Consider the following 20526-nt stretch of genomic DNA (forward strand, 5'->3'; position numbering starts at 1 on the left):
CTACCCGATATTTATAACCATAACCTCACGGTTTAACAAGACCTGTGAGGTTTTTTTTATGTATATTCACGAATAATTAATCTATTAAAAACGAAGCCATGAGTTACTTATTTTATCCGGTGATATTCTTTGGGATCATCATCTTCATCTCCGCATTTTTTGTGGTGAAACAACAAACCGCAGCCATCGTGGAACGTTTCGGACGTTTTGAAAGTATACGTCATTCCGGTTTGCAATTAAAAATTCCGATCGTAGACCGTATTGCAGGTAAAGTGAGCCTTAAAATCCAGCAGCTGGATGTTATTGTGGAAACCAAGACGCTGGACGATGTTTTTGTTAAACTCAAGATCTCCGTACAATATGTCGTAATCCGTGAAAAGGTTTACGAAGCATTTTATAAGCTGGAATATCCGCACGACCAGATCACCAGTTATGTTTTTGATGTGGTACGCGCCGAAGTTCCTAAAATGAAACTCGACGATGTTTTTGTTAAAAAGGATGATATCGCCATTGCCGTTAAAAGCGAATTGCAGGAAGCCATGCTCGATTATGGTTATGACATCATCAAAACGCTGGTTACGGATATCGATCCGGATTCCCAGGTGAAAGCTGCCATGAACCGAATCAATGCGGCAGAACGTGAAAAAATAGCAGCCCAGTTTGACGGGGATGCCGAACGTATACGTATTGTGGAAAAAGCGAAAGCGGAAGCCGAAAGCAAACGTCTGCAGGGACAAGGTATCGCAGATCAGCGAAGAGAAATAGCCAGAGGTCTGGAAGAATCCGTTGAAGTTCTGAACAAGGTAGGGATAAATTCCCAGGAAGCTTCTGCCCTTATCGTGGTAACACAACACTACGACACTTTGCAGTCCATCGGGGAATCTACCAACAGCAATCTTATTCTCCTGCCAAATTCACCGCAGGCAGGATCGGATATGCTCAACAATATGGTTGCGGCATTTACTACCAGCAACCAGCTCGGAGAGGCCATGAAACAATCCAGAAAAAAGGGAGACGCCAACACGGGTAATGCCTGATAATTCCCGGAAAAATATTTCAAATAACGGGCTCTCGCCGCTTTTCATATCAAAAATGAGTTCTGCATCACCTTCAAAACGATCTTCCCTTAAATCGCATTAGAGAAGGTCGTTTTTGATTGTAAAAGATGATATGAGACAACGTATTAATAATTTTTATCAATAATAATAATTACCTATATTTTTTATCCGAACAATAGATTCATTTAATATCATATCCCCATGCAAAATTCCTTTTATGTTTCCACGGACAAATCTGTCCTTGATGTTGATCTCATAGAAGATTTTCTCAAAAACAAATCGTATTGGGCCAAAGGCAGGAGCCGGGACATTGTGGAAAGGTCCATTGTCAATTCCCTTTGTTTTGGTGTTTACACGAAAGAAGGTATACAGGTAGGTTTTGCCCGTGTCGTAACCGATTATGCCGTTTTCGCCTGGATCATGGATGTGTTCATTCTTCCCGGATACCGGAAAAACGGTCTCGGAAAGTTATTGTTGAAAAACATAATGCACCATCCGGAACTCACCGTTGTGGAGAAGTGGGGACTGAAAACACTGGATGCACACCGTTTATATAAAAAGTTCGGATTTCACAATACTACGCAATCCGAACTTATTATGGAGAAAATCGTTTCTATGTAAGAAACAGATCCGGCACTAAACTTGTTGCGTTTTTTAGTTGGGAGTTCTTAGTCATTTGAACACAATGATCCTGTTTCGTATACTCACCAACTCAGAAACCAACAACTAATAAACTCCCGACTCCAAAACTATATCAGTTCTTATCCTGAACTTTTGCCCAGGTGTCCCGAAGTCCTACTGTTTTATTAAATACGAGCTTATCCGGACCGGAATCCTTATCCACACAGAAATATCCAAGTCTTTGGAACTGGTACCTCTCTCCTGCTTCAGCATCTTTTAAAGACGGCTCTATATAACCTTTGGTAACGTTAAGGGAATCCGGATTGATAAACTCCATGAAATCCTTATCCTTATGCCCGTCCGGTTCCGCGTCTGTAAACAACCTATCGTATATACGCACTTCGGCCTCTATGGCGTGCGGTACAGAAACCCAGTGCAGGGTACCTTTCACCTTACGCATACTTTCTTCCGTTCCGCTTCCGCTTTTGCTCAGGGCATCATAAGTACAACGTATTTCCGTAATATTGCCTTCGCTGTCTTTTACACAATCTTCGGCTTTTATGATATAAGCATTTTTAAGCCGCACTTCTCCTCCGAGTTTCAGACGGAAGAATTTCCTGTTGGCCTCTTCCCGGAAATCTTCCCTTTCGATATAGATTTCCCTTGAAAAAGGTACTTTCCTGAATCCTGCACCTTCATCTTCCGGGTTATTTTCGGCATCCAGCCATTCTTCCTGACCTTCGGGATAATTGGTAATCACCACTTTCACAGGGTCCAGTACGGCCATTACCCGTGGCGCTTTTTTATTGAGGTCCTCCCGGATACAAAATTCCAGCAGGGATACATCTACCAGGTTTTCACGTTTGGCTATTCCTACCGTATCCGTAAAATTACGAATGGATTCTGCCGTATAGCCCCTTCGTCTCAGGCCGGAAATGGTAGGCATCCTCGGATCATCCCACCCAGTAACTACTCCTTCTTTAACCAATTGTAAAAGCTTTCTTTTACTCACTATGGTATGACTGAGGTTCCTGCGGGCAAATTCACGCTGTTTCGGTTTTACCTTTTTATTGTCGTAGACATTCTCCAGAAACCAGTCATACAACTCCCTGTGCATGGCAAATTCCAGTGTACAGAAAGAGTGTGACACCTGCTCAATATAATCGCTTTCTCCATGCGTCCAGTCATACATCGGATATATGGGCCATTCGTTTCCGGTCCGGTGATGACTTCGGTGCAGTATTCTGTACATTATCGGATCGCGCATCAGCATGTTGGAAGAAGCCATATCTATCCTGGCACGGAGTACGTGTTCACCGGATTGAAATTCTCCTTTACGCATACGTTCAAAGAGTTCCAGGTTTTCTTCTACCGACCTGTTCCGGTGCGGACTGTCCTCTCCTGCTCTTGTAGGTGTTCCTTTCTGGGCTGCTATCTCTTCGGAAGTCTGGCTGTCTACGTAGGCTTTTCCCTTTTTTATAAGTTCAACGGCCCAGTCGTATAACTGCTGGAAATAATCGGAAGCATAGCATTCCTTATCCCACTCATATCCCAGCCATTCCACATCTCTTTTAATGGCATCCACATATTCCTGCTCTTCCTTTTCGGGATTCGTATCGTCAAAACGAAGGTTTACCGGGGCTTTATAATCGAGCCCGAGTCCGAAATTCAGGTATATGGAACTGGCATGGCCTATATGCAGATACCCGTTGGGTTCCGGAGGAAAACGAAACCTCAGATTTTCTTTAGGGAAACCTTCCCTGATATCTTCCTCTATGATGTGCTCTAAAAAGTTAAGCGATTTTTCTTTTTCCGACATGACAATTGCGGTTCTTTTGCTGCAAAAATACGCCAACTTTTGAAACCTGACAGGCGTATCGGCCAAAATGTATCTCCTGTATGGAGATATCCTTTGTCTTTATTAGGAATAGAGTTACTTTTGCACTTTGACAGGAAAAAAATGGGAATTATCAGACTACATAATATCCGGGCATACGCCTATCACGGATGCCTGGTGGAAGAGGGAAAAATAGGCAGCGACTATCGTGTGGATGTGGCTGTAAAAGCCAACCTGCAACCTTCTGCCGATACGGACCATTTAAGGGATACTGTAGATTATGTACATATAAACAGTATTGTTAAAGAAGAAATGGCCATACGATCGAAATTGCTCGAACATGTCGCCCGGCGTATCCTCGACCGTATTTTTGATGAAATACCAATAGCCGAGGAAGCCACGGTAGAAGTTTCCAAAATAAACCCTCCCATAGGTGGTAATGTGGAAATGGTAACCATAGAAATGACCCTGGCACGAAACAACCACAGAAAACAAAAGGAATTGTAATATTTACCTACGGAATTACCCGCTATTATGTATTTGATTTAAAAAATAAATTAGTAGATTTGCCGTCCCAAAGTATGGCACCGTGGCCGAGTGGCTAGGCAGAGGTCTGCAAAACCTTCTACAGCGGTTCGAATCCGCTCGGTGCCTCATAAAAAACGTTCCGTAAGATTGCGGGACGTTTTTTATATATACTGATGCAGGGTTTCAATATACTTACACCTCCGGTGTAAGCACTCAGCCGCCTCTTTCAATTTATAAACAGTATATTGTTTTTCATTTTTACTTACAACAAGTCTTTAAAAAACTCCCAACTCCACAACTAATCAAATCCAAAATTATTACTATTTCTTCCGGATGTCTTCTATGGCTTCCTTTATCTTTTCTTTCTCCCCGGGAAAAAGCCCTTGTATAATCAAAGCTATGCCAAATACCATCAAAACAATGCTTATAACGCGTTTTACCTTATAAATCCGCCACGGCGTAAGTTTTCCTTTTAACTGTTTGGCCAGCAGTATTTTTATACCGTCTACAAACAGATACGTAATAATTATAGTACCGAAAAAGGTGGTGATCCTGTCAGGCTCCATATCCAGTTTAGGACCAAAAACTATGATAATCCCCAACCAGAATCCCAATACACCAATATTGATAAAATTGAGCAAAAACCCTTTCATATAAAGGGCTATATAATTCTTTTTCGGGATAACAAAATCCTCCATATTATCTTCGTTCCTTCTGAAATCCCTTTGAATCTTTACATAAGAGATCACCCCATAACACAAGAGCAATACACCACCGAAAATAAAAAGTGCGGGATCATCTTTCAGTTTTTCCAGTATCTGATTGGTACTGAAATATGCTATGAGAATAAAAAGTATATCACTTGTCACTACCCCCAGATCAAACGAAATTCCTGCCCGGAACCCTTTAATGGCACTGGTTTCCAGGAGAACGAAAAACACAGGCCCAATGGTAAAGGCAAGTAATATTCCCCAGGGAATGGCGGCCAGAATATCCTGCATCATGAAATCAACCTTTATTGTTCTAATATCTTTCCGCCGAGGAAGGTTTGTTTATCTATTACTTTAGGGTTTCCGTATATTTTTATTGTACCGCCCGCCTTAACTTTGGCTTCCACATATTCCGAAGCGCGAACTTCGGCACTACCTCCTGCATTTACATTTACGGTAGTTTGCTCTGTTTCCAATGACCTGCCTTCAAACTGCCCACCGGTATTGATATTTACTTCCTGATTCTTTGCCGTTCCTTTTACATCCAGAATGCCGCCTGTTATAGCTTTGGTCTTTAATTTTTCAACAGCCAGGGTAACATCTATCTCCCCGCCCTCCTGTGCTCTCAGTTCCAGATCGATCTGTTTGAAGGTTTCCGGTGATGAGATAAAAGCATTTTCATTGACATCGATAAGGCTCAGCTTCTGGTTAAAGTGTATTTCCACAAACGTCTTATGCCCGCTGAACGTTTTTTTCAACTGCATCCGTACCTTCAGGTTACCATTGTTGTTAACCACACTCACCTCTAAAGCATCTTCACCCGATATTATTACCTTATTTTCACTGGAAGGAATAAGCTGTGCCGAAATACCGTCAAATACTTTTACCGTATCAAACTTTCCGGTTTCTTTCGTAATATTTTCCTGGGAAAACCCGGTGGCTATTATTAAAAGAAATAAAACAAAAAATACGCGTTTCATAGATCTCATTTTTTAGTGAATACAAAATTACAGATAATCCGCGGCAATAATTATTCCAAAGATATCCTTATTCTTCCGCTTTTCCCAGTAATTCAAAGTCCAGATGACGTTTTATAAGATCGGTATTCTTTACTCTTACTACAACTTCGTCACCGAGCTGGTACATATTTTTGGTCACTTCTCCTACGAGGGCATACTGTTTTTCGTCAAAAACATAATAGTCATCTTTAATATCCCGGGTACGTATCATCCCTTCACATTTATTCTCGACGATCTCCACATAAATACCCCATTCGGTAACCCCCGAAATAACACCGAGGAACTCCTGGTCCCGACGGTCTTCCATAAATTTAATCTGCATGTATTTAATGGAATCCCTTTCGGCATTAACGGCCAGGCTTTCCATACTGGAAGAATGCCTGCACTTTTCTTCGTATTCCTCTTCTTTGGCAGATTCTCCGCCATCGAGATAATACTGTAACAACCGGTGTACCATAACATCCGGATATCTCCGGATCGGTGACGTAAAGTGTGTGTAATAATCAAATGCCAATCCGTAATGACCTATATTCTGCGTGGTATACTCGGCCTTGCTCATACTTCGTATGGTAAGGGTATCTACCAGGTTTTGTTCTTTCTTTCCCTGTACTTCGGCAAGCAGGCCATTCAGAGAGCTTGTAATGGTTTTTCTGCTCTTCATGTTGATGGAATACCCGAATTTGGAAATAATGCCCTGCAGCAGTATTAATTTATCTTCATCCGGTTCGTCATGCACCCGGTAAACAAATGTCTTCTGTGGTTTTTTACGTCCAATGAATTCCGCTACTTTCCGGTTGGCCAGTAGCATAAATTCTTCTATGAGTTTGTTGGCATCCTTTGCTTCCTTAAAAAACACACCTGTAGGGACGTGTTCTTCATTGAGATGAAACTTTACTTCCACCTTGTCAAAGGAAATAGCCCCGTTTGCCATCCGTTTGGAACGCATGATCTTCGCTAATCTGTCAAGCGTAAGTATCGCATCCGTAATTTCCTGTTCCACCTCATAGGTTTTACCGGTGAGGGAAACTTCTTCCGGAACCTGATTTCCTTCCGTATCCAGAATGACCTGTGCTTCTTCGTAGGCAAACCTTCGATCGGAATAGGTCACCGTGCGACCAAACCACTGGTCGAGTACTTCGGCTTTACGATTCATTTCAAACACCGCAGAAAAAGTATATTTTTCTTCATTAGGCCTTAAAGAACACGCATTATTGGACAATATTTCAGGCAACATGGGCACTACCCTGTCCACAAGGTACACCGAAGTGGCCCGGTTATAGGCTTCGTCGTCCAGTAAGGTTCCCGGAACTACGTAATGCGAAACATCGGCTATGTGTATACCTATCTCATAATTACCGTTTTCCAGTATGCGAAAAGACAAAGCATCATCAAAATCTTTGGCATCCCTGGGATCTATGGTAAAAGTGAGTACATCGCGCATGTCGTGGCGTTTTTTTATTTCCTCCTCAGTAATGGATGTATCCAGTTGATTGGCAAAATGCTCAATTTCCGCCGGAAAGGTATAGGGCAGACCGTATTCGGCAAGAATAGCGTGAATTTCCGTGTCGTGGTCTCCCGGTTTACCGAATACTTCTGTAATATGACCATAAGGAGAATCGGCCTTTTCCGGCCATTCGGTGATTTCTACCAGAACTTTATCTCCGTTCTCGGCGCCATTTATCTTGTTCTTGGGAACAAAAATATCCGTATACATCCGGAAATCCGTAGGTAAAACAAAAGCAAAATTCTTCTGCATTTGCACTATCCCCACAAAGGCTGTTTTTTTACGTGTAAGTATCTTGGTGATCTCTCCTTCTACTTTCTTGCTGCTTCGCCTCCGGTTAGGAAACACATAAACTTCCACCTCATCGCCATGCAGCGCTTTTCCCAGCATGTTAGAAGGTACAAAAATGTCCTGGTCCAGTTCTTCACAGACCACATACGCATTTCCCCGTCCGGTCATGTCGACCCGTCCGGTAAAATAATTCAGGGAAGGTACTGCCTTATATTTTCCTTTTTCTACTTCTTCTATAGATTTTTTTTCCTTGAGTTCTACCAGTTTTTTTATCAGGAGATTTCTTCCGTTGGCATCTGTTATACCAAGTTTGGCAGCTATTTGTTTATAGTTAAATGATTCATCCGGATTCTTTTCCAATATGGAAAAGACACCTTTTGTTATTTCATGAGTTTTGTGCTTTTCCGCACGCTTTTTCTTTCTTGTCATATAATCGTTTCTATTAAAGTTGAAAAGTACAAATAATAATTGAAGTAGTTCCGGGGGTAAAGAAAAGTTAAAATTATATTAAAAAAAGTGTAACAATTCCCTTTTTCGATCGTCTTATATCTAAAAGACCACAAAACTCTTGAAAAAAGTTTATAACATAATAGCTGTTTTCCTACTCATCCTTATCACGGGAATACTTTCTTTTATAAGATATATAGATTATTCACTGGAGAAAAAAGAGGATATAAGGGAGGTACGTACTACCACAAGAACTTCAACAGTGTACACTAAAATATTTTAGCAAATATCCGTCTATTTTTTTTAATTTTATAAGAAGTTTACCAACAATCATTTACATGAAAGATTTTGTTGTAGTGGCTATCTTTACGTATCCGCATGAATACACCGTATTACGACATATACTCGAAGACGAAGGTATACCATATGTTTTTGAAAACGAAACCATAGTCAATGTCACTCCTTTTTATTCCAATGCCCTGGGAGGTATAAGGCTCAAAGTGCACCGGGAAGATGCCGAAGCGGCTATTGCCATTATCAAAAACATGGACAATAACGGTTCTTTACGTATCGTATAATGAAGCTATTCTTATCCTGCTTTCAACTCCATATTTCTTTCACTATACATTCTTGTTTTTTAAAAGTAGTTAACAATATATATAATTACATTATTAATTATTTTTTAAAAAAACTTATTGATGGTGTTATTATAGGCTGTTAACTTGTAGCGTAAGTTTATCCGGTAAAGCTTGACTTCGGGGTTTATTAAAAATTATACAGGATAATTAACAACTTATACGTGATGTAAAAGATTAGTTTTTACAGTAAAACACAAAGTAATTAACAGTTGTCAACAACTGTAAACAACAGAATATTTTTAATAATTCAACTGTTAATATATGTTGATAAACCCCGGTCAAAGTTTAATAAACGGGGAAGAAAAATTCATAGAAATGATTTGTTTTCTTCAGGAAGAAAAGCATATTGCAATATATTCCGATATATGCAAATTATTTTGTGAGTAGTTAATCTATAAATATCAACAATCTATGTTAAGTTATAATTAATTGAAAATTAAATAATTATGAAATCGAATTAACAAGGCTGTTTATATCGCTTAAAAAAGGCTTATTTAGTACCTTTGTATACTGTAATATTAAATGTTTATATGATGAAAATATCCATTGGTAACGATCATGCGGGCACGGAATATAAGTTTGCTGTAAAAGAACTCCTGGAAAGTATGGGGATAGAGGTGGTAAATCACGGAACGGATGTGAGTTCGAGTGTGGATTACCCGGATTTCGTACATCCCGTAGCTGATGATGTGGAAAAAAAGGCGGTGGATTTCGGTATTATTGTATGTGGTAGCGGTAATGGTGCCTCGATGACTGCAAACAAACACCAGGGGGTTCGTGCCGCACTCTGTTGGACCAAAGAAATAACCCAGTTGGCCAGGGAACACAACAATGCTAATATACTGAGCATCCCCGCACGTTTTGTTTCTTTGCCCCAGGCCCTCGATATGGTAAAGACTTTCCTGAACACGGAATTTGAAGGCGGAAGGCACCAGAACAGGATCGATAAGATCCCGGCATGTTAGTAATGATTGTTTTTCCTGTTGGTCAAACAGGATGAAAGAGGTAATTTATTTATAAAAGTTCTCCACGGAGAACTTTCTTATTCTTATACAAATACAGGTTATGCTTTCCATATCAGTAAAATATTTCAATGAACTTACCCTGCAGGAGTTATACGACATACTGCAGTTACGATCGGAAGTTTTTGTGGTAGAACAGGACTGTGTATACCAGGATATGGACGGTAAGGATAAAAAGGCATTGCATCTTATTGGGAAGAAAGCAGATAAGATAGTGGCTTATACCCGGCTGTTTCCCGGCGGGGTATATTTCGAAGAAGCCAGTATCGGGCGTGTAGTGGTTAGTAAATCGGAGCGGCAATACGGTTACGGGCATGATGTTATGAAAGCTTCCATAACAGCTGTTAAAAATCATTTCAAGGAAAATAAAATAAAAATATCCGCCCAGGAATACCTGGTTCGTTTCTACGAAAAGCACGGTTTTGTTAAGACTGGTGAAGGGTACCTGGAGGATGGCATACCGCATATTGCCATGGTACGGCAATAGAGGGTTAATCCAGTTCCAGTTTACCGTAAAAGTTCATCTGGCGTGTTATCCAGTTTATTCTGTTTCCTATATACGCGGATGGTGGATTCGCGGACAGTTTTCTGGGATTTGGCAAAATTGCGGCTATAGCCGAAGCTTGTCTTTTACTGAGGTTTTCGGCAGGTAGGTTGAACCAGAATACTGCTGCTGCTTCCACACCGTAAATACCGTCTCCCATTTCTATCGAGTTGAGGTATACTTCCAGGATACGTTCTTTGCTCCAGAATAGCTCTATAAGGAAAGTAAAATAGGTTTCCATGCCTTTTCGCAACCAACTCCTGGCCGGCCATAGAAATACGTTTTTTGCTGTTTGCTGGCTGATGGTGCTTCCACCGCGTATGTGTTTTCCTTTTTGGTTATTTTGATATGCTTTCTCTATGGCTTCGAAGTCAAAACCGTTGTGATCCGGAAAATTCTGATCTTCACTACATATAACCGCCAGTTGCATATTCCGTGATATTTTGTCTATGGATATCCAGCGATGTTTCATAACTATGCTTTTCCCTTCCTGTTTTTGTTCCACGCTTCGTATGAGCATAAGCGGTGTCACGTAAACCGGGCACCATTTAAAAAGGAGTACCAGAAAAACGGAGGCGATTACGAACCAGAAAACACATTTTACGATAAATCTGATTATTCTTCTTAGCATATTATTCATAAGTAAGTGCTGCGAGTTCTTTTCCGGTCAATGTACCGATAGAAATTCCTATACCACCAAGCCTGACACCGCAATACACATTGTCTGACAGGGTTTTTACAATAGGTATTTTCTGTTTGCCCATGCCCATAATACCACTCCACCGCTGTTCCGTCTCATAAGGTGTTCCGGGCAGGATGACTGTTTTCAACAGGTGTTCCAGCCGGTCCTGTATTAGTTTTGTCTCCCCGAATTCAATAGTAGCCTGCCCGGTAATGTCCAGGTTTCGTCCGCCGCCAAACAATATTCTGTCTCCTACATTCCGGAAATAATAATAACCTTTATCGAGGTGAAAAGTGCCTTTTATTTTCAGGTTTTTAATTGGTTTGGTAATAAGTACCTGTGCCCTTGCGGGAACTACATCTTCTTTTATCAGTTCCGGGGTAAAACCATTGGTGGCAATGAGCAGTTTTCCTGTTGAAAATTCGAAATTGGAGGTGCGTACAAAGACGTTACTTCCTGTATCTTCAAACTCTTTTACTGCTGTGCAGTTGAGAATCCATATATCGTTCTCCGTACATTTTTTGAGCAGTGCCTGCATCATTTTCCCGGTATTTATCTGCCCTTCGAAAGGAGTAAAGATATACTTCTCCTGTATTTGTTTAAATCCGAATACATTCTCTTTAACCGAAAATACTTCTTCTCCGAATACGGGATGTAACAGTTTGTTTATCCGGTTTATATTATCCAGGCAATTTTCAAAAAAGGCAGGATCGTCTTTCGGAAACAGTTCCTGCCCGCCGTACTGGCGGTAATCCATAATATGATCCCCGATATTCTTTCGAAGCATTTGAAGGCCTTTCCAGCGCTTTTCCACAAGGGTTACCATTTCCTCTTCTGTGGTATTGTTTAAATCGTCCAGGAGCTCGGAAATGCTCCCGAAACTGGCAAATCCGGCGTTTTTGGTACTCGCTCCCTGCGGGAGGATACCTTTTTCCAGTACGAGTATGCTCGATTGCGGATATTTTTCACGAAGCGCAAGGGCACAATTCAGCCCGGTAATACCACTACCTATAATAGTAAAATCCGTACCGGACAACCATTCCGTTTTTTCCCAGTAAGAGAGTTGCATATTCAGCAAAATTAGGGTGTCATACCTGTTTATGATCGGGGAGATACACAGGTTATAATCCATGTACTTCCCCGGAATATATACAGGAAGTTCAAGTTAAGAAAATTATGGTAATCACACCCGGAAAAAAGATGAAACCAAAAGTACCCATACGGATCAGGCAGATTTTTTTTGCATCAGGGCGAGAGTCAGGCCTATTCCCGTTCCCGTAATGGTGCCCAGTATAAAATCGAGCCAGAGCATATTTTCCCCGGAAGTCGAATGATAAACCGTCGAGGCAATGATTCCGAACATGAATACGATAATACCGGATAGTTTCAAGAATTTGTATTTCATTATATTCAAATGATTTACCCTCATAATTTACAAAATAAAAGGGTGAAATAAAAATGAAATACTTCTCCGGTCGCTAATCGTTCAGTTTCAGTACGGCCATAAACGCCTGTTGCGGAATTTCCACATTACCTACCTGGCGCATACGTTTCTTGCCTTTTTTCTGTTTTTCAAGCAGTTTTCGTTTACGGGAAATATCTCCCCCGTAACACTTGGCTGTAACATCTTTACGGAGTGCTTTGATGGTTTCGCGCGATATGATCTTTGCGCCGATAGCGGCCTGTATAGGTATGTCGAATTGCTGCCGGGGAATGAGTTCCTTTAGCTTTTCGCACATTTTTTTACCAATATTGTATGCGTTATCCGCGTGTATCAGGGCCGAAAGGGCATCTACCGACTGGTTGTTGAGCAGGATATCCACTTTTACCAGTTTGGAAGCGCGCAAACCGATAGGCGAATAATCAAAAGAAGCATAACCTTTGGATACGGTTTTCAACCGGTCGTAAAAGTCAAAAACAATTTCCGCAAGCGGAATATCAAAAGAGAGTTCTACACGCTCCGGAGTAAGATAGGTCTGGTTGGTGATCTGTCCCCTTTTGTCAATACAAAGGCTCATTACGGGGCCTATGAAATCCGATTTTGTTATAATTGTAGCCTTGATATATGGTTCCTCCACCCTGTCCAGTTTGGACGGATCTGGAAGGTCGGAAGGGTTGTTTACAATAACGGCCGTATCCGGTTCTTTCTTGGAATATGCGAGATATGAAACATTGGGTACCGTGGTTATTACGGTCATGTCGAATTCGCGTTCCAGGCGCTCCTGTATGATCTCCATATGAAGCATACCAAGGAAACCACAACGGAAACCGAATCCGAGCGCGGCCGAGCTTTCCGGGGTAAATACCAGGGAAGCGTCATTAAGCTGGAGTTTTTCCATGGAAGCACGGAGTTCCTCGTACTCATCTGTATCTACGGGATAAATACCGGCAAATACCATCGGTTTTACATTCTCAAAACCCCCGATCATATTTTTGGTAGGGGTCTTGGCATCGGTGATCGTGTCCCCTACTTTTACTTCTTTAGCTTCTTTGATACCGGAAATGAGGTAACCTACATCTCCCGTTTTTATGATTTTTTTTGGTGCCTGGGCGAGTTTGAGCGTGCCTATTTCATCCGCGTAATACTCTTTCCCGGTAGCCATGAACTTTATCTTCTGCCCTTTGGTTATTTCCCCGTTTACCACCCGGAAAATAACTTCAATACCGCGAAAAGGATTGTAAACAGAATCGAAGATCAAGGCTTGTAACGGTTCATCGGTATTTCCTTTTGGCGGAGGAATACGTTCTACAATAGCTTCCAGTATTTTATCTACACCAAGCCCTGTTTTTCCACTGGCGGGAATAACCTCCTCCGGACTACAGCCCAGGAGTTCCACGATGTCATCGGTTACTTCTTCCGGACTTGCGCTCGGAAGATCTATTTTGTTCAGTACCGGGATGATCTCCAGGTCGTTTTCCAGTGCCAGGTACAGGTTGGATATCGTCTGCGCCTGGATACTCTGTGCAGCATCTACGATAAGCAATGCTCCTTCGCAGGCTGCAATGGAACGGGATACTTCATAGGAGAAATCCACGTGACCGGGAGTGTCTATCAGGTTCAGTATATACGTTTCACCGTTGTAAACATATTCCATCTGGATGGCGTGGGATTTAATAGTAATACCCCGCTCCCTTTCCAGGTCCATATTATCGAGTAACTGATCTTGCTTTTCCCTCTCCGTTACCGATCCGGTGTAGTCCAGCAGCCTGTCGGCCAGGGTACTTTTACCGTGGTCAATATGGGCAATAATGCAAAAATTCCGGATGTGCTTCATAGCAAATTTTATGTGTCCGTCTCACCGGATTTTATGCCCGGCCTGTTCAGGACAGGTTCAATCTGCAAATATAATTTTATTTTTCGGGTATTTAGGATTTAATTACTCTGGGGTTCAGGGCAAACGTATCAATAGTTTATGTTTGATGAACGGTTAAAGAATTTTGAGGTTTCGGAGCTACTTTTTTATGATCCGGTTAAAGGTCAAAAACCTGCATGCCGCCTGTGTTAACTGAGTTTCTATAAATTTTAGCCACTGATTCACTGATAATTTTAAGATAATTCTTGTTAGCTATCTGTGGATCAGTGGCCGGAAAAAATTATTTTACCTTACCCGGCGCCCGGTTTCCGCTTCCTTCGATTTGCAGGAGGTTATCTCCGAGTTCCTGCCTTTTGGTATTGGCCAGTTGCACTATTTTTTCCACTATTTCCGGATGTTTTTCTGCTACGTTCCGGGTTTCGGTAGAATCGGTGGCAAGATCGTATAATTCCATTTCCCGGAGATCCACATACCTGTATTTTCCGGGTAGTCCTCCCCTGCCCGGTTCCTGCCCCTCCATGGTCCGGTAGTTATGCGGAAAATATAATTTCCAGTCTTTGTAGCGCACACCGTGCAGCTCGTTTACCTTGTAATAGAAATAATAAGCTTCATGCGGATTTTCATCCGTTTTTCCGGTCAGAATATCCCATACGTTCTTTCCGTCTATTTTATGTTTCGGCAGGGTGCTGTTGGTTAAGGATGCGATGGTGGGGAACAGGTCGATGGCCATTACAGGGGTGCCTATGGTTTTGTTTTCGGGCAATTTACCGGGAAAACGGGCAATAAAAGGCTCCCGCTGCCCGCCTTCCCACGAAGTACCTTTTCCTTCCCGGAACGGGTATGCGGAACCTGCATGGTCACCGTAGGATAACCAGGGGCCGTTATCGGAAGTAAAAATAACCAGGGTATTTTGGTCCAGCCCCTGTTTTTTAAGTGTCCGGAGAATCTCCCCGACAGACCAGTCTATTTCCATAATCACATCGCCGTAAAGCCCTCTTTCCGATTTACCACGGAATTTGTCCGAAACAAATAACGGCACATGCGGTTGCGGATGTGCTACATATAGGAAAAACGGATTTTCTTTGTTTTTTTCAATGAAATCGACGGCTTTTTCGGTGATCTGTGTCGTAAGCATGGACTGGTCATTGAGCGTATCGATGATTTTTTCGTTTTGGTATAAGGGCAGCGGATCAAAATCAAATACGGTTCCCTGTTGCGGATGGTTGGGCCACATATCATTGGAAAAAGGAATGCCGAAAAAATCGTCAAAACCCTGGTTGTTCGGCATAAAATCCGAATTATCGCCCAAATGCCATTTTCCGTAAATGGCGGTGGTATATCCACCGGATTTCAGCATTTCGGCCATTGTAGTTTCCGCGGGATTAAGACCTGTCTCGGAATGGGGCATCAGCGCATTGTGAATACCGATGCGATTGGGATAACACCCAGTAAGCAATGCTGCGCGGGAAGCTGAGCAAACGGGCTGCGCTGCATAAAACGAAGTGAGTTTGATCCCTTCTTTCGCCATTTGATCCAGGTTCGGGGTTTTGATGTCCGGCGAACCGAAACAGCCTACATCTTCATAACCCTGATCGTCTGTAAAAATGATAATCACATTGGGCGGCGTGTCTTTTTCTTTTGTTTTTTCCTTTTTTGTGCATGCCAACAATGCAATGAGTATAATAGCGAGAGGTAGAATTTTTTTTAACATGGCATATTCTGGTTTCGGACGTCAAAAGAACAAATAAAGGATTTTTCCCGGAATATCCTATATAAACATGTCGGAAATGGATGACTGCCATTCTCTTTCCGGCAAAGGGAGCGGGGATAATGATGCATTCGCGATTTTTATTTTATCTTTGCACCGCGATAAACTAAAGTATTGTGGTTAAGATTGGTAACATAGAATTGGGAGCGTTTCCGCTTTTGCTGGCGCCTATGGAAGATGTGAGTGATCCTCCTTTCCGGGCGCTTTGTAAGGAGCAGGGGGCAGATGTGGTATATACCGAGTTTATTTCTTCGGAAGGTTTGATACGGGATGCGGCCAAGAGTGTTCAGAAGCTGGATATTTACGAAAAGGAACGCCCGGTGGGCATTCAGATTTTCGGCGCGGAACTGGATTCCATGTTACAGGCAGTGGATATCGTAGAACAATCCAATCCCGATATTATAGATATCAATTTCGGCTGCCCGGTAAAAAAGGTAGTATGCAAAAATGCCGGCGCGGGAATATTGCGCGATATACCGCTTATGGTGAAGCTTACCGAAGCTATAGTGAAGCGCACGAACCTGCCCGTTACGGTAAAAACCCGGCTCGGTTGGGACAGCGATTCCATAAAGATCATGGAAGTAGCGGAACGGCTACAGGATGTAGGCATACAGGCTATATCCATTCATGGCCGTACCCGGGTGCAGATGTATAAAGGAGAAGCAGACTGGCGACCGATAACCGAAGTGAAGAACAACTCCAGGATGCATATCCCGGTATTTGGCAACGGCGATGTGGATACCCCGGAAAAAGCACTGGAAATGCGGGATAAATTCGGACTGGACGGGGCCATGATCGGCCGCGCCAGTATAGGATATCCGTGGTTTTTCAAAGAGGTAAAACACTTCTTTAAAACCGGAACACACGCTGCGCCTCCTACAATGGAAGAAAGGGTGGAAGCTGCCCGAAGGCACCTGAACATGGCTATTGACTGGAAAGGAGAAAAGCTGGGGGTGTTTGAAACCAGGAGACATTATACTAACTACTTTAAAGGAATACCGCATTTTAAGGAATACCGTCAGAAAATGGTAACTTCGGACGATGCTGCCGATGTTTTTGCGGCTTTTGATGAGGTCCTGGAGGAATTCGGTAACTATGAGTTCATTTAATTCTGTTCCAGGATAAGTTGTTCCGAGATCCTTCCGGAAGCTATTTTGGAGGCAATAAGCCCCAGGATGGCAATGGTGCCGAAAACAACGCCTATATTGGATGGGTGGATCTCTACGGGGTAAGGCAGGGAAGGAGTAATAAGAAGCCATCCGAAAGCCATTTGCGACCAGGTGAGCACTATGCCTAAGGCAATTCCTATAATACCTCCCACAAGGGTAACCATAAGTCCCTGTACAAAGAAAATAAGACGTAGTTGTTTTACCGTTGCCCCCATACTGAACAGGGTACTCAAATTTTTGCGTTTGTCCAGGATCATCATAATAATAGCTCCCACGACATTAAAAAGCGCTATGATAAGCACCAGGGTGAAGATAAGGTAGGTAGCCATGTTCTCGGTATTCAGCATGCGATACAGGGCATCGTTTTGCTCCACACGATCTTTGACTACCACTTCGCTTTCAAATATGGCAGCTATTTCCTGTTTGACTTTGGGGACATTTGCTCCCGGTGTCAGCTTGATATTAATTCCCGTTATTTCGAAAGGTCCTTTGTGGAGTATTTTTTGCACCAGTTCCAGGTCGGCAAACACATATTTTTTATCGAGGTCTTCGGTTACGGCATACACGCCGGAGACCGTAACGGCCACTTCGTTATAGGGGGTGGTATTGGACGTAATACTTCCTTTTCCGGGTTTGGGCACGAGGATACGGAGCGGGTTCATATAATCGTTCAGCGCCATGCTCAGCAGATTCGCGGTGCCGATTCCGGTGACCACTTCGTTCAGTTCTCTGTCGAACCAGTTCCCGTAATAGAGAATACTGTCGATGTTTACCACATTGGCATAGGAAGTATCTATTCCTTTGATAAGGGCAACATGATTTTTTTGTTGGTGGGTAAGGAGTACCTGCTCTTCGATTTCCCGGGAAAAAAACACAACTTCCGGAATGTCTTTCAAACGGCTCTTCTCTGCGTCACTCAGTGTCATAAATTTTCCCCCGTCACTCATGACCTTGAGGTCCGGATCAAAGGAATTACTAAACGACAGGCTAAAGGTTTTAAGTCCGGCAAAACCCGAGAGTACGATAAACAGGGCAGCCGCACCGATAACCACTACCAGGAAGGTAACCAGGTTAATGATATTAACGGCATTCTGGCTGCTTTTGGAAACCAGGTATCTCTTGGCTATGTATGTGGGGAAATGCACGTTTTGTCGTTACTCTGTTAGCCGAAATTCCGGACAACCCGTATGGGGATTGTCAGGATTTTTTTCTTTTGTCCAGTATATCCGGATTTTCAATCGGGTTTTCCGAACTTTTCAGGGACTTTTCAATCTTATCTATATATTCGAGGGAATCGTCTACAAGAAATTCCAGTTCCGGGACCCTGCGCAGCTGATTTTTGGTACGCCTTGCAAGTTCGTGTTTTATTTGTGCTTTGTTTTTCTGTATCCCGGCTATAAGTTCGGCAGCTTTGGCATTCGGAAAAATGCTGAGATAAACTTTCGCGACCGAAAGGTCTACGGTAACCGAAACCTTGGTTACGGAGATCAATACGCCATGTAAGCCTCCGTCTGTCGCAGCGCGTTGTAATATATCGGCAAGATCTTGCTGAATTACACCTGCTATCTTTTTCTGTCTGTTACTCTCCATAGTGCAAAAATAGGAAATACCGGGAAGCCACGGACAAGGGTATGGCATAAATCGTTACATATTCAATAAATCAGATAGGGATCGCTATATTTGTGAAAAGGAGAAAAGCATGAAAAAAATAGAACATATTGGTATTGCCATCCGCAATATAGAGACTTCCAATGATTTGTACACCAAACTACTGGGAGTTGCACCTTACAAAACCGAAACTGTGGAAAGTGAAGGCGTAAAAACTTCTTTTTTTCAGGTTGGGGAAAGCAAAATAGAATTGCTGGAGGCCACAAACACGGACAGTCCTATACATAAATTTATAGAAAAAAGGGGAGAAGGAATACATCATATAGCTTTTGAGGTAGAAGATATTGAGTCCGAGATACGGAGATTAAAAGATGAGGGATTTACAGTATTAAATGATATCCCTAAACGCGGAGCGGACAATAAAATAGTGGCCTTTTTACATCCCAAAGGCACGAATGGTGTATTGATAGAACTTTGCCAGGATATCTAGAAGCTCCGGATCTTCCGTTATTGCAGAAAAAAGGAGTAATATAAAAAGCCAAAAAAGCTTGCAGCAAATTAAAATATGTAGTAATATTGCATCCGCAAAATGCGGGTCCTATAGCTCAGCTGGTTAGAGCACCTGACTCATAATCAGGGGGTCCATGGTTCGAGCCCATGTGGGACCACTGGAAATAAAATATAAAGCGTTGTAAATCAATAAGGTTTGCAACGCTTTTTTATGCCAGCTAAAATATATGCTCAAACTTCTTCGGAAACGCCCATGAATAAAGGGCTGCGAGACTTTACGGATCATTCCCATTTGTTGTGGACTACGCAAAAATTCTGGATAGTCTAAATAGGAAAAACTCAGTATTCTTCACACCTCTAAATTGTGCTCTAAAGGCTTTTATTTTGGCATTAAAGGATTCTGCTGAGGCATTTGTACTTCGATTTACAAAGTAGTTTAGAATTGATCGATAATTCAAGCGCATACTATTTGCTACGGTTTGGAAGCTTTTAAACCCGGCTTCTTCCACCTCTTTATACCAGTGGGCTAATTTGGTGTAGGCTATTTTTATATCCGTATCCTGGTTAAATATATTTCTTAATCCTTGAACCAGCTTATACGCTTTCTTTAATAATGGATATTCCTTAAATAGGATCTCTCCACGTTCCTTTTGACTTGGAGTCCATTTTTGCGGAGATTTATATAGCAGATACCGGCTTCTGGCAAGTAGCTGTTTTGCTGTATCTCCATTAGGAAGGATTACCGGCTTATATTCCTTATCGTTTATTTTGCACTGTTTAATAGCTTCATTTTCCTGATCTAAAGCTTCCCACCGGTATTTGATCCGAAGTTCCTGAAGTGCTTCTATGGCTAATTTCTGAACATGAAAACGATCCGTTACCTGCGTAGCTTTAGGAAAACATACCTTGACAATATGCTTCATCGAATGTGCCATATCCAGTGTAATTTCCCGAACCTTATTACGTACTGAACAAGGAAGTTTTAGCAGGTGTTTGATGATGGGTTCGGCCTTGGTTCCCTGAAAAATCCCTACCAAGGCACCCTTTTTACCCTTGGCTTTCTTATTGGTGATAATCGTGTAGAGTTCACCTTTAGAAAGGGCTGTTTCATCAATGGAGAGATAAGGCCCCATATTCTCCGGATATAAAAGCCATGTGCGGGCATGTGACTTCTGATTCCAGGACATAAAATCACTCATGTAATCCTTATATTGACGTTGGAGTTTCTTCCCGTTTACGCCATAGAAAAATCCAAT

20 protein-coding genes and 2 tRNA genes are annotated in these 20526 nt (G+C 42.2%); 10 read left to right on the plus strand and 12 right to left on the minus strand.

The window, feature by feature from the left end; all coding sequences use genetic code 11:
- Positions 1 to 98: 98 nt before the first annotated feature.
- Both ACVBDY_RS06455 and ACVBDY_RS06460 read left to right on the plus strand, forming a co-directional pair.
- Positions 99 to 1037 (plus strand): SPFH domain-containing protein, encoded by a 939-nt coding sequence (locus ACVBDY_RS06455; RefSeq protein ID WP_447174646.1) that lies wholly within the window; start codon positions 99 to 101, stop codon positions 1035 to 1037.
- Positions 1038 to 1259: 222 nt separating this feature from the next.
- Positions 1260 to 1679, plus strand: a complete 420-nt coding sequence (locus ACVBDY_RS06460; protein ID WP_447174647.1) for a GNAT family N-acetyltransferase — start codon at positions 1260 to 1262, stop codon at positions 1677 to 1679.
- 133 nt (positions 1680 to 1812) lie between these two features.
- Here ACVBDY_RS06460 and ACVBDY_RS06465 read toward each other — a convergent pair whose 3' ends face one another.
- Complete coding sequence (locus ACVBDY_RS06465; protein ID WP_447174648.1) at positions 1813 to 3498, minus strand: glutamine--tRNA ligase/YqeY domain fusion protein; 1686 nt, start codon at positions 3496 to 3498, stop codon at positions 1813 to 1815.
- Between the two features lie 141 nt (positions 3499 to 3639).
- On the opposite strand from ACVBDY_RS06465, the gene folB reads away from it, so the two are divergent.
- Positions 3640 to 4023 carry a dihydroneopterin aldolase gene (gene folB, locus ACVBDY_RS06470; RefSeq protein ID WP_447174649.1) on the plus strand — a complete coding sequence of 128 codons (384 nt, stop codon included), beginning with the start codon at positions 3640 to 3642 and terminating at the stop codon, positions 4021 to 4023.
- A 76-nt stretch (positions 4024 to 4099) separates the two neighbouring features.
- A tRNA-Cys gene (locus tag ACVBDY_RS06475) sits at positions 4100 to 4170 on the plus strand.
- 194 nt (positions 4171 to 4364) lie between these two features.
- On the opposite strand, the gene ACVBDY_RS06480 is transcribed toward ACVBDY_RS06475, so the two are convergent.
- The 3 genes from ACVBDY_RS06480 to rnr all read right to left on the minus strand — a co-directional run bounded on the left by ACVBDY_RS06480 (position 4365) and on the right by rnr (position 7997).
- Complete coding sequence (locus ACVBDY_RS06480; RefSeq protein WP_447174650.1) at positions 4365 to 5048, minus strand: LysE family translocator; 684 nt, start codon at positions 5046 to 5048, stop codon at positions 4365 to 4367.
- An 11-nt stretch (positions 5049 to 5059) separates the two neighbouring features.
- Positions 5060 to 5734, minus strand: a complete 675-nt coding sequence (locus tag ACVBDY_RS06485; protein ID WP_447174651.1) for a head GIN domain-containing protein — start codon at positions 5732 to 5734, stop codon at positions 5060 to 5062.
- A 67-nt stretch (positions 5735 to 5801) separates the two neighbouring features.
- Positions 5802 to 7997, minus strand: coding sequence for a ribonuclease R (gene rnr, locus ACVBDY_RS06490; RefSeq protein ID WP_447174652.1), 2196 nt, complete (start codon positions 7995 to 7997; stop codon positions 5802 to 5804).
- Between the two features lie 356 nt (positions 7998 to 8353).
- Between rnr and ACVBDY_RS06495 the strand changes: the two genes are divergently transcribed.
- The 3 genes from ACVBDY_RS06495 (at position 8354) to ACVBDY_RS06505 (ending at position 10162) form a co-directional block, all read left to right on the plus strand.
- Positions 8354 to 8593 carry a putative signal transducing protein gene (locus ACVBDY_RS06495; RefSeq protein WP_447174653.1) on the plus strand — a complete coding sequence of 80 codons (240 nt, stop codon included), beginning with the start codon at positions 8354 to 8356 and terminating at the stop codon, positions 8591 to 8593.
- 593 nt (positions 8594 to 9186) lie between these two features.
- Positions 9187 to 9618, plus strand: coding sequence for a ribose 5-phosphate isomerase B (gene rpiB, locus ACVBDY_RS06500; RefSeq protein WP_447174667.1), 432 nt, complete (start codon positions 9187 to 9189; stop codon positions 9616 to 9618).
- Positions 9619 to 9718: 100 nt separating this feature from the next.
- Positions 9719 to 10162 (plus strand): GNAT family N-acetyltransferase, encoded by a 444-nt coding sequence (locus ACVBDY_RS06505; protein WP_447174654.1) that lies wholly within the window; start codon positions 9719 to 9721, stop codon positions 10160 to 10162.
- 4 nt (positions 10163 to 10166) lie between these two features.
- Here the strand turns inward: ACVBDY_RS06505 and mtgA are convergent, their stop codons facing one another.
- The 5 genes from mtgA to ACVBDY_RS06530 all read right to left on the minus strand — a co-directional run bounded on the left by mtgA (position 10167) and on the right by ACVBDY_RS06530 (position 15926).
- On the minus strand, positions 10167 to 10850 hold the full coding sequence (mtgA, locus tag ACVBDY_RS06510; protein ID WP_447174655.1) for a monofunctional biosynthetic peptidoglycan transglycosylase: 684 nt from the start codon (positions 10848 to 10850) through the stop codon (positions 10167 to 10169).
- Between the two features lies 1 nt (position 10851).
- Entirely contained in the window at positions 10852 to 11970 is a 1119-nt protein-coding gene (locus ACVBDY_RS06515; RefSeq protein WP_447174668.1) for an NAD(P)/FAD-dependent oxidoreductase, read from the minus strand.
- Positions 11971 to 12126: 156 nt separating this feature from the next.
- A complete protein-coding gene (locus ACVBDY_RS06520) occupies positions 12127 to 12306 on the minus strand; it encodes a hypothetical protein (RefSeq protein WP_447174656.1) in 180 nt (59 codons plus the stop codon).
- 73 nt (positions 12307 to 12379) lie between these two features.
- Complete coding sequence (gene lepA / locus ACVBDY_RS06525) at positions 12380 to 14176, minus strand: translation elongation factor 4 (RefSeq protein ID WP_447174657.1); 1797 nt, start codon at positions 14174 to 14176, stop codon at positions 12380 to 12382.
- Between the two features lie 319 nt (positions 14177 to 14495).
- A complete protein-coding gene (locus ACVBDY_RS06530) occupies positions 14496 to 15926 on the minus strand; it encodes a sulfatase family protein (protein ID WP_447174658.1) in 1431 nt (476 codons plus the stop codon).
- Positions 15927 to 16099: 173 nt separating this feature from the next.
- Here ACVBDY_RS06530 and dusB point away from each other — a divergent pair, with 173 nt between their 5' ends.
- Entirely contained in the window at positions 16100 to 17092 is a 993-nt protein-coding gene (gene dusB / locus ACVBDY_RS06535; protein WP_447174659.1) for a tRNA dihydrouridine synthase DusB, read from the plus strand.
- On the opposite strand, the gene ACVBDY_RS06540 is transcribed toward dusB, so the two are convergent.
- Together ACVBDY_RS06540 and rbfA are read right to left on the minus strand one after the other, a co-directional pair.
- Positions 17089 to 18297, minus strand: a complete 1209-nt coding sequence (locus ACVBDY_RS06540; RefSeq protein WP_447174660.1) for an ABC transporter permease — start codon at positions 18295 to 18297, stop codon at positions 17089 to 17091. The genes dusB and ACVBDY_RS06540 overlap by 4 nt on opposite strands.
- A gap of 52 nt (positions 18298 to 18349) precedes the next feature.
- On the minus strand, positions 18350 to 18742 hold the full coding sequence (gene rbfA, locus ACVBDY_RS06545) for a 30S ribosome-binding factor RbfA (RefSeq protein WP_447174661.1): 393 nt from the start codon (positions 18740 to 18742) through the stop codon (positions 18350 to 18352).
- Between the two features lie 109 nt (positions 18743 to 18851).
- Here rbfA and mce point away from each other — a divergent pair, with 109 nt between their 5' ends.
- Positions 18852 to 19250, plus strand: a complete 399-nt coding sequence (gene mce / locus ACVBDY_RS06550) for a methylmalonyl-CoA epimerase (protein WP_447174662.1) — start codon at positions 18852 to 18854, stop codon at positions 19248 to 19250.
- 104 nt (positions 19251 to 19354) lie between these two features.
- Positions 19355 to 19428: transfer RNA gene (locus ACVBDY_RS06555), tRNA-Ile, on the plus strand.
- A gap of 144 nt (positions 19429 to 19572) precedes the next feature.
- On the opposite strand, the gene ACVBDY_RS06560 is transcribed toward ACVBDY_RS06555, so the two are convergent.
- Positions 19573 to 20526: ISAon1 family transposase (locus ACVBDY_RS06560; RefSeq protein WP_447174663.1), on the minus strand; the 954-nt coding region annotated here is incomplete at its 5' end.

This window comes from Sinomicrobium halophytocola, from assembly GCF_052983395.1.

Excerpts from the sequence above, each read along its gene's own strand:
- ACVBDY_RS06455 (WP_447174646.1), top strand. The coding sequence starts at position 99 with ATGAGTTACTTATTTTATCCGGTGATATTCTTTGGGATCATCATCTTC.
- ACVBDY_RS06460 (WP_447174647.1), top strand. The coding sequence starts at position 1,260 with ATGCAAAATTCCTTTTATGTTTCCACGGACAAATCTGTCCTTGATGTT.
- ACVBDY_RS06465 (WP_447174648.1), bottom strand. The coding sequence starts at position 3,498 with ATGTCGGAAAAAGAAAAATCGCTTAACTTTTTAGAGCACATCATAGAG.
- folB (WP_447174649.1), top strand. The coding sequence starts at position 3,640 with ATGGGAATTATCAGACTACATAATATCCGGGCATACGCCTATCACGGA.
- ACVBDY_RS06480 (WP_447174650.1), bottom strand. The coding sequence starts at position 5,048 with ATGATGCAGGATATTCTGGCCGCCATTCCCTGGGGAATATTACTTGCC.
- ACVBDY_RS06485 (WP_447174651.1), bottom strand. The coding sequence starts at position 5,734 with ATGAAACGCGTATTTTTTGTTTTATTTCTTTTAATAATAGCCACCGGG.
- rnr (WP_447174652.1), bottom strand. The coding sequence starts at position 7,997 with ATGACAAGAAAGAAAAAGCGTGCGGAAAAGCACAAAACTCATGAAATA.
- ACVBDY_RS06495 (WP_447174653.1), top strand. The coding sequence starts at position 8,354 with ATGAAAGATTTTGTTGTAGTGGCTATCTTTACGTATCCGCATGAATAC.
- rpiB (WP_447174667.1), top strand. The coding sequence starts at position 9,187 with ATGAAAATATCCATTGGTAACGATCATGCGGGCACGGAATATAAGTTT.
- ACVBDY_RS06505 (WP_447174654.1), top strand. The coding sequence starts at position 9,719 with ATGCTTTCCATATCAGTAAAATATTTCAATGAACTTACCCTGCAGGAG.
- mtgA (WP_447174655.1), bottom strand. The coding sequence starts at position 10,850 with ATGCTAAGAAGAATAATCAGATTTATCGTAAAATGTGTTTTCTGGTTC.
- ACVBDY_RS06515 (WP_447174668.1), bottom strand. The coding sequence starts at position 11,970 with ATGCAACTCTCTTACTGGGAAAAAACGGAATGGTTGTCCGGTACGGAT.
- ACVBDY_RS06520 (WP_447174656.1), bottom strand. The coding sequence starts at position 12,306 with ATGAAATACAAATTCTTGAAACTATCCGGTATTATCGTATTCATGTTC.
- lepA (WP_447174657.1), bottom strand. The coding sequence starts at position 14,176 with ATGAAGCACATCCGGAATTTTTGCATTATTGCCCATATTGACCACGGT.
- ACVBDY_RS06530 (WP_447174658.1), bottom strand. The coding sequence starts at position 15,926 with ATGTTAAAAAAAATTCTACCTCTCGCTATTATACTCATTGCATTGTTG.
- rbfA (WP_447174661.1), bottom strand. The coding sequence starts at position 18,742 with ATGGAGAGTAACAGACAGAAAAAGATAGCAGGTGTAATTCAGCAAGAT.
- mce (WP_447174662.1), top strand. The coding sequence starts at position 18,852 with ATGAAAAAAATAGAACATATTGGTATTGCCATCCGCAATATAGAGACT.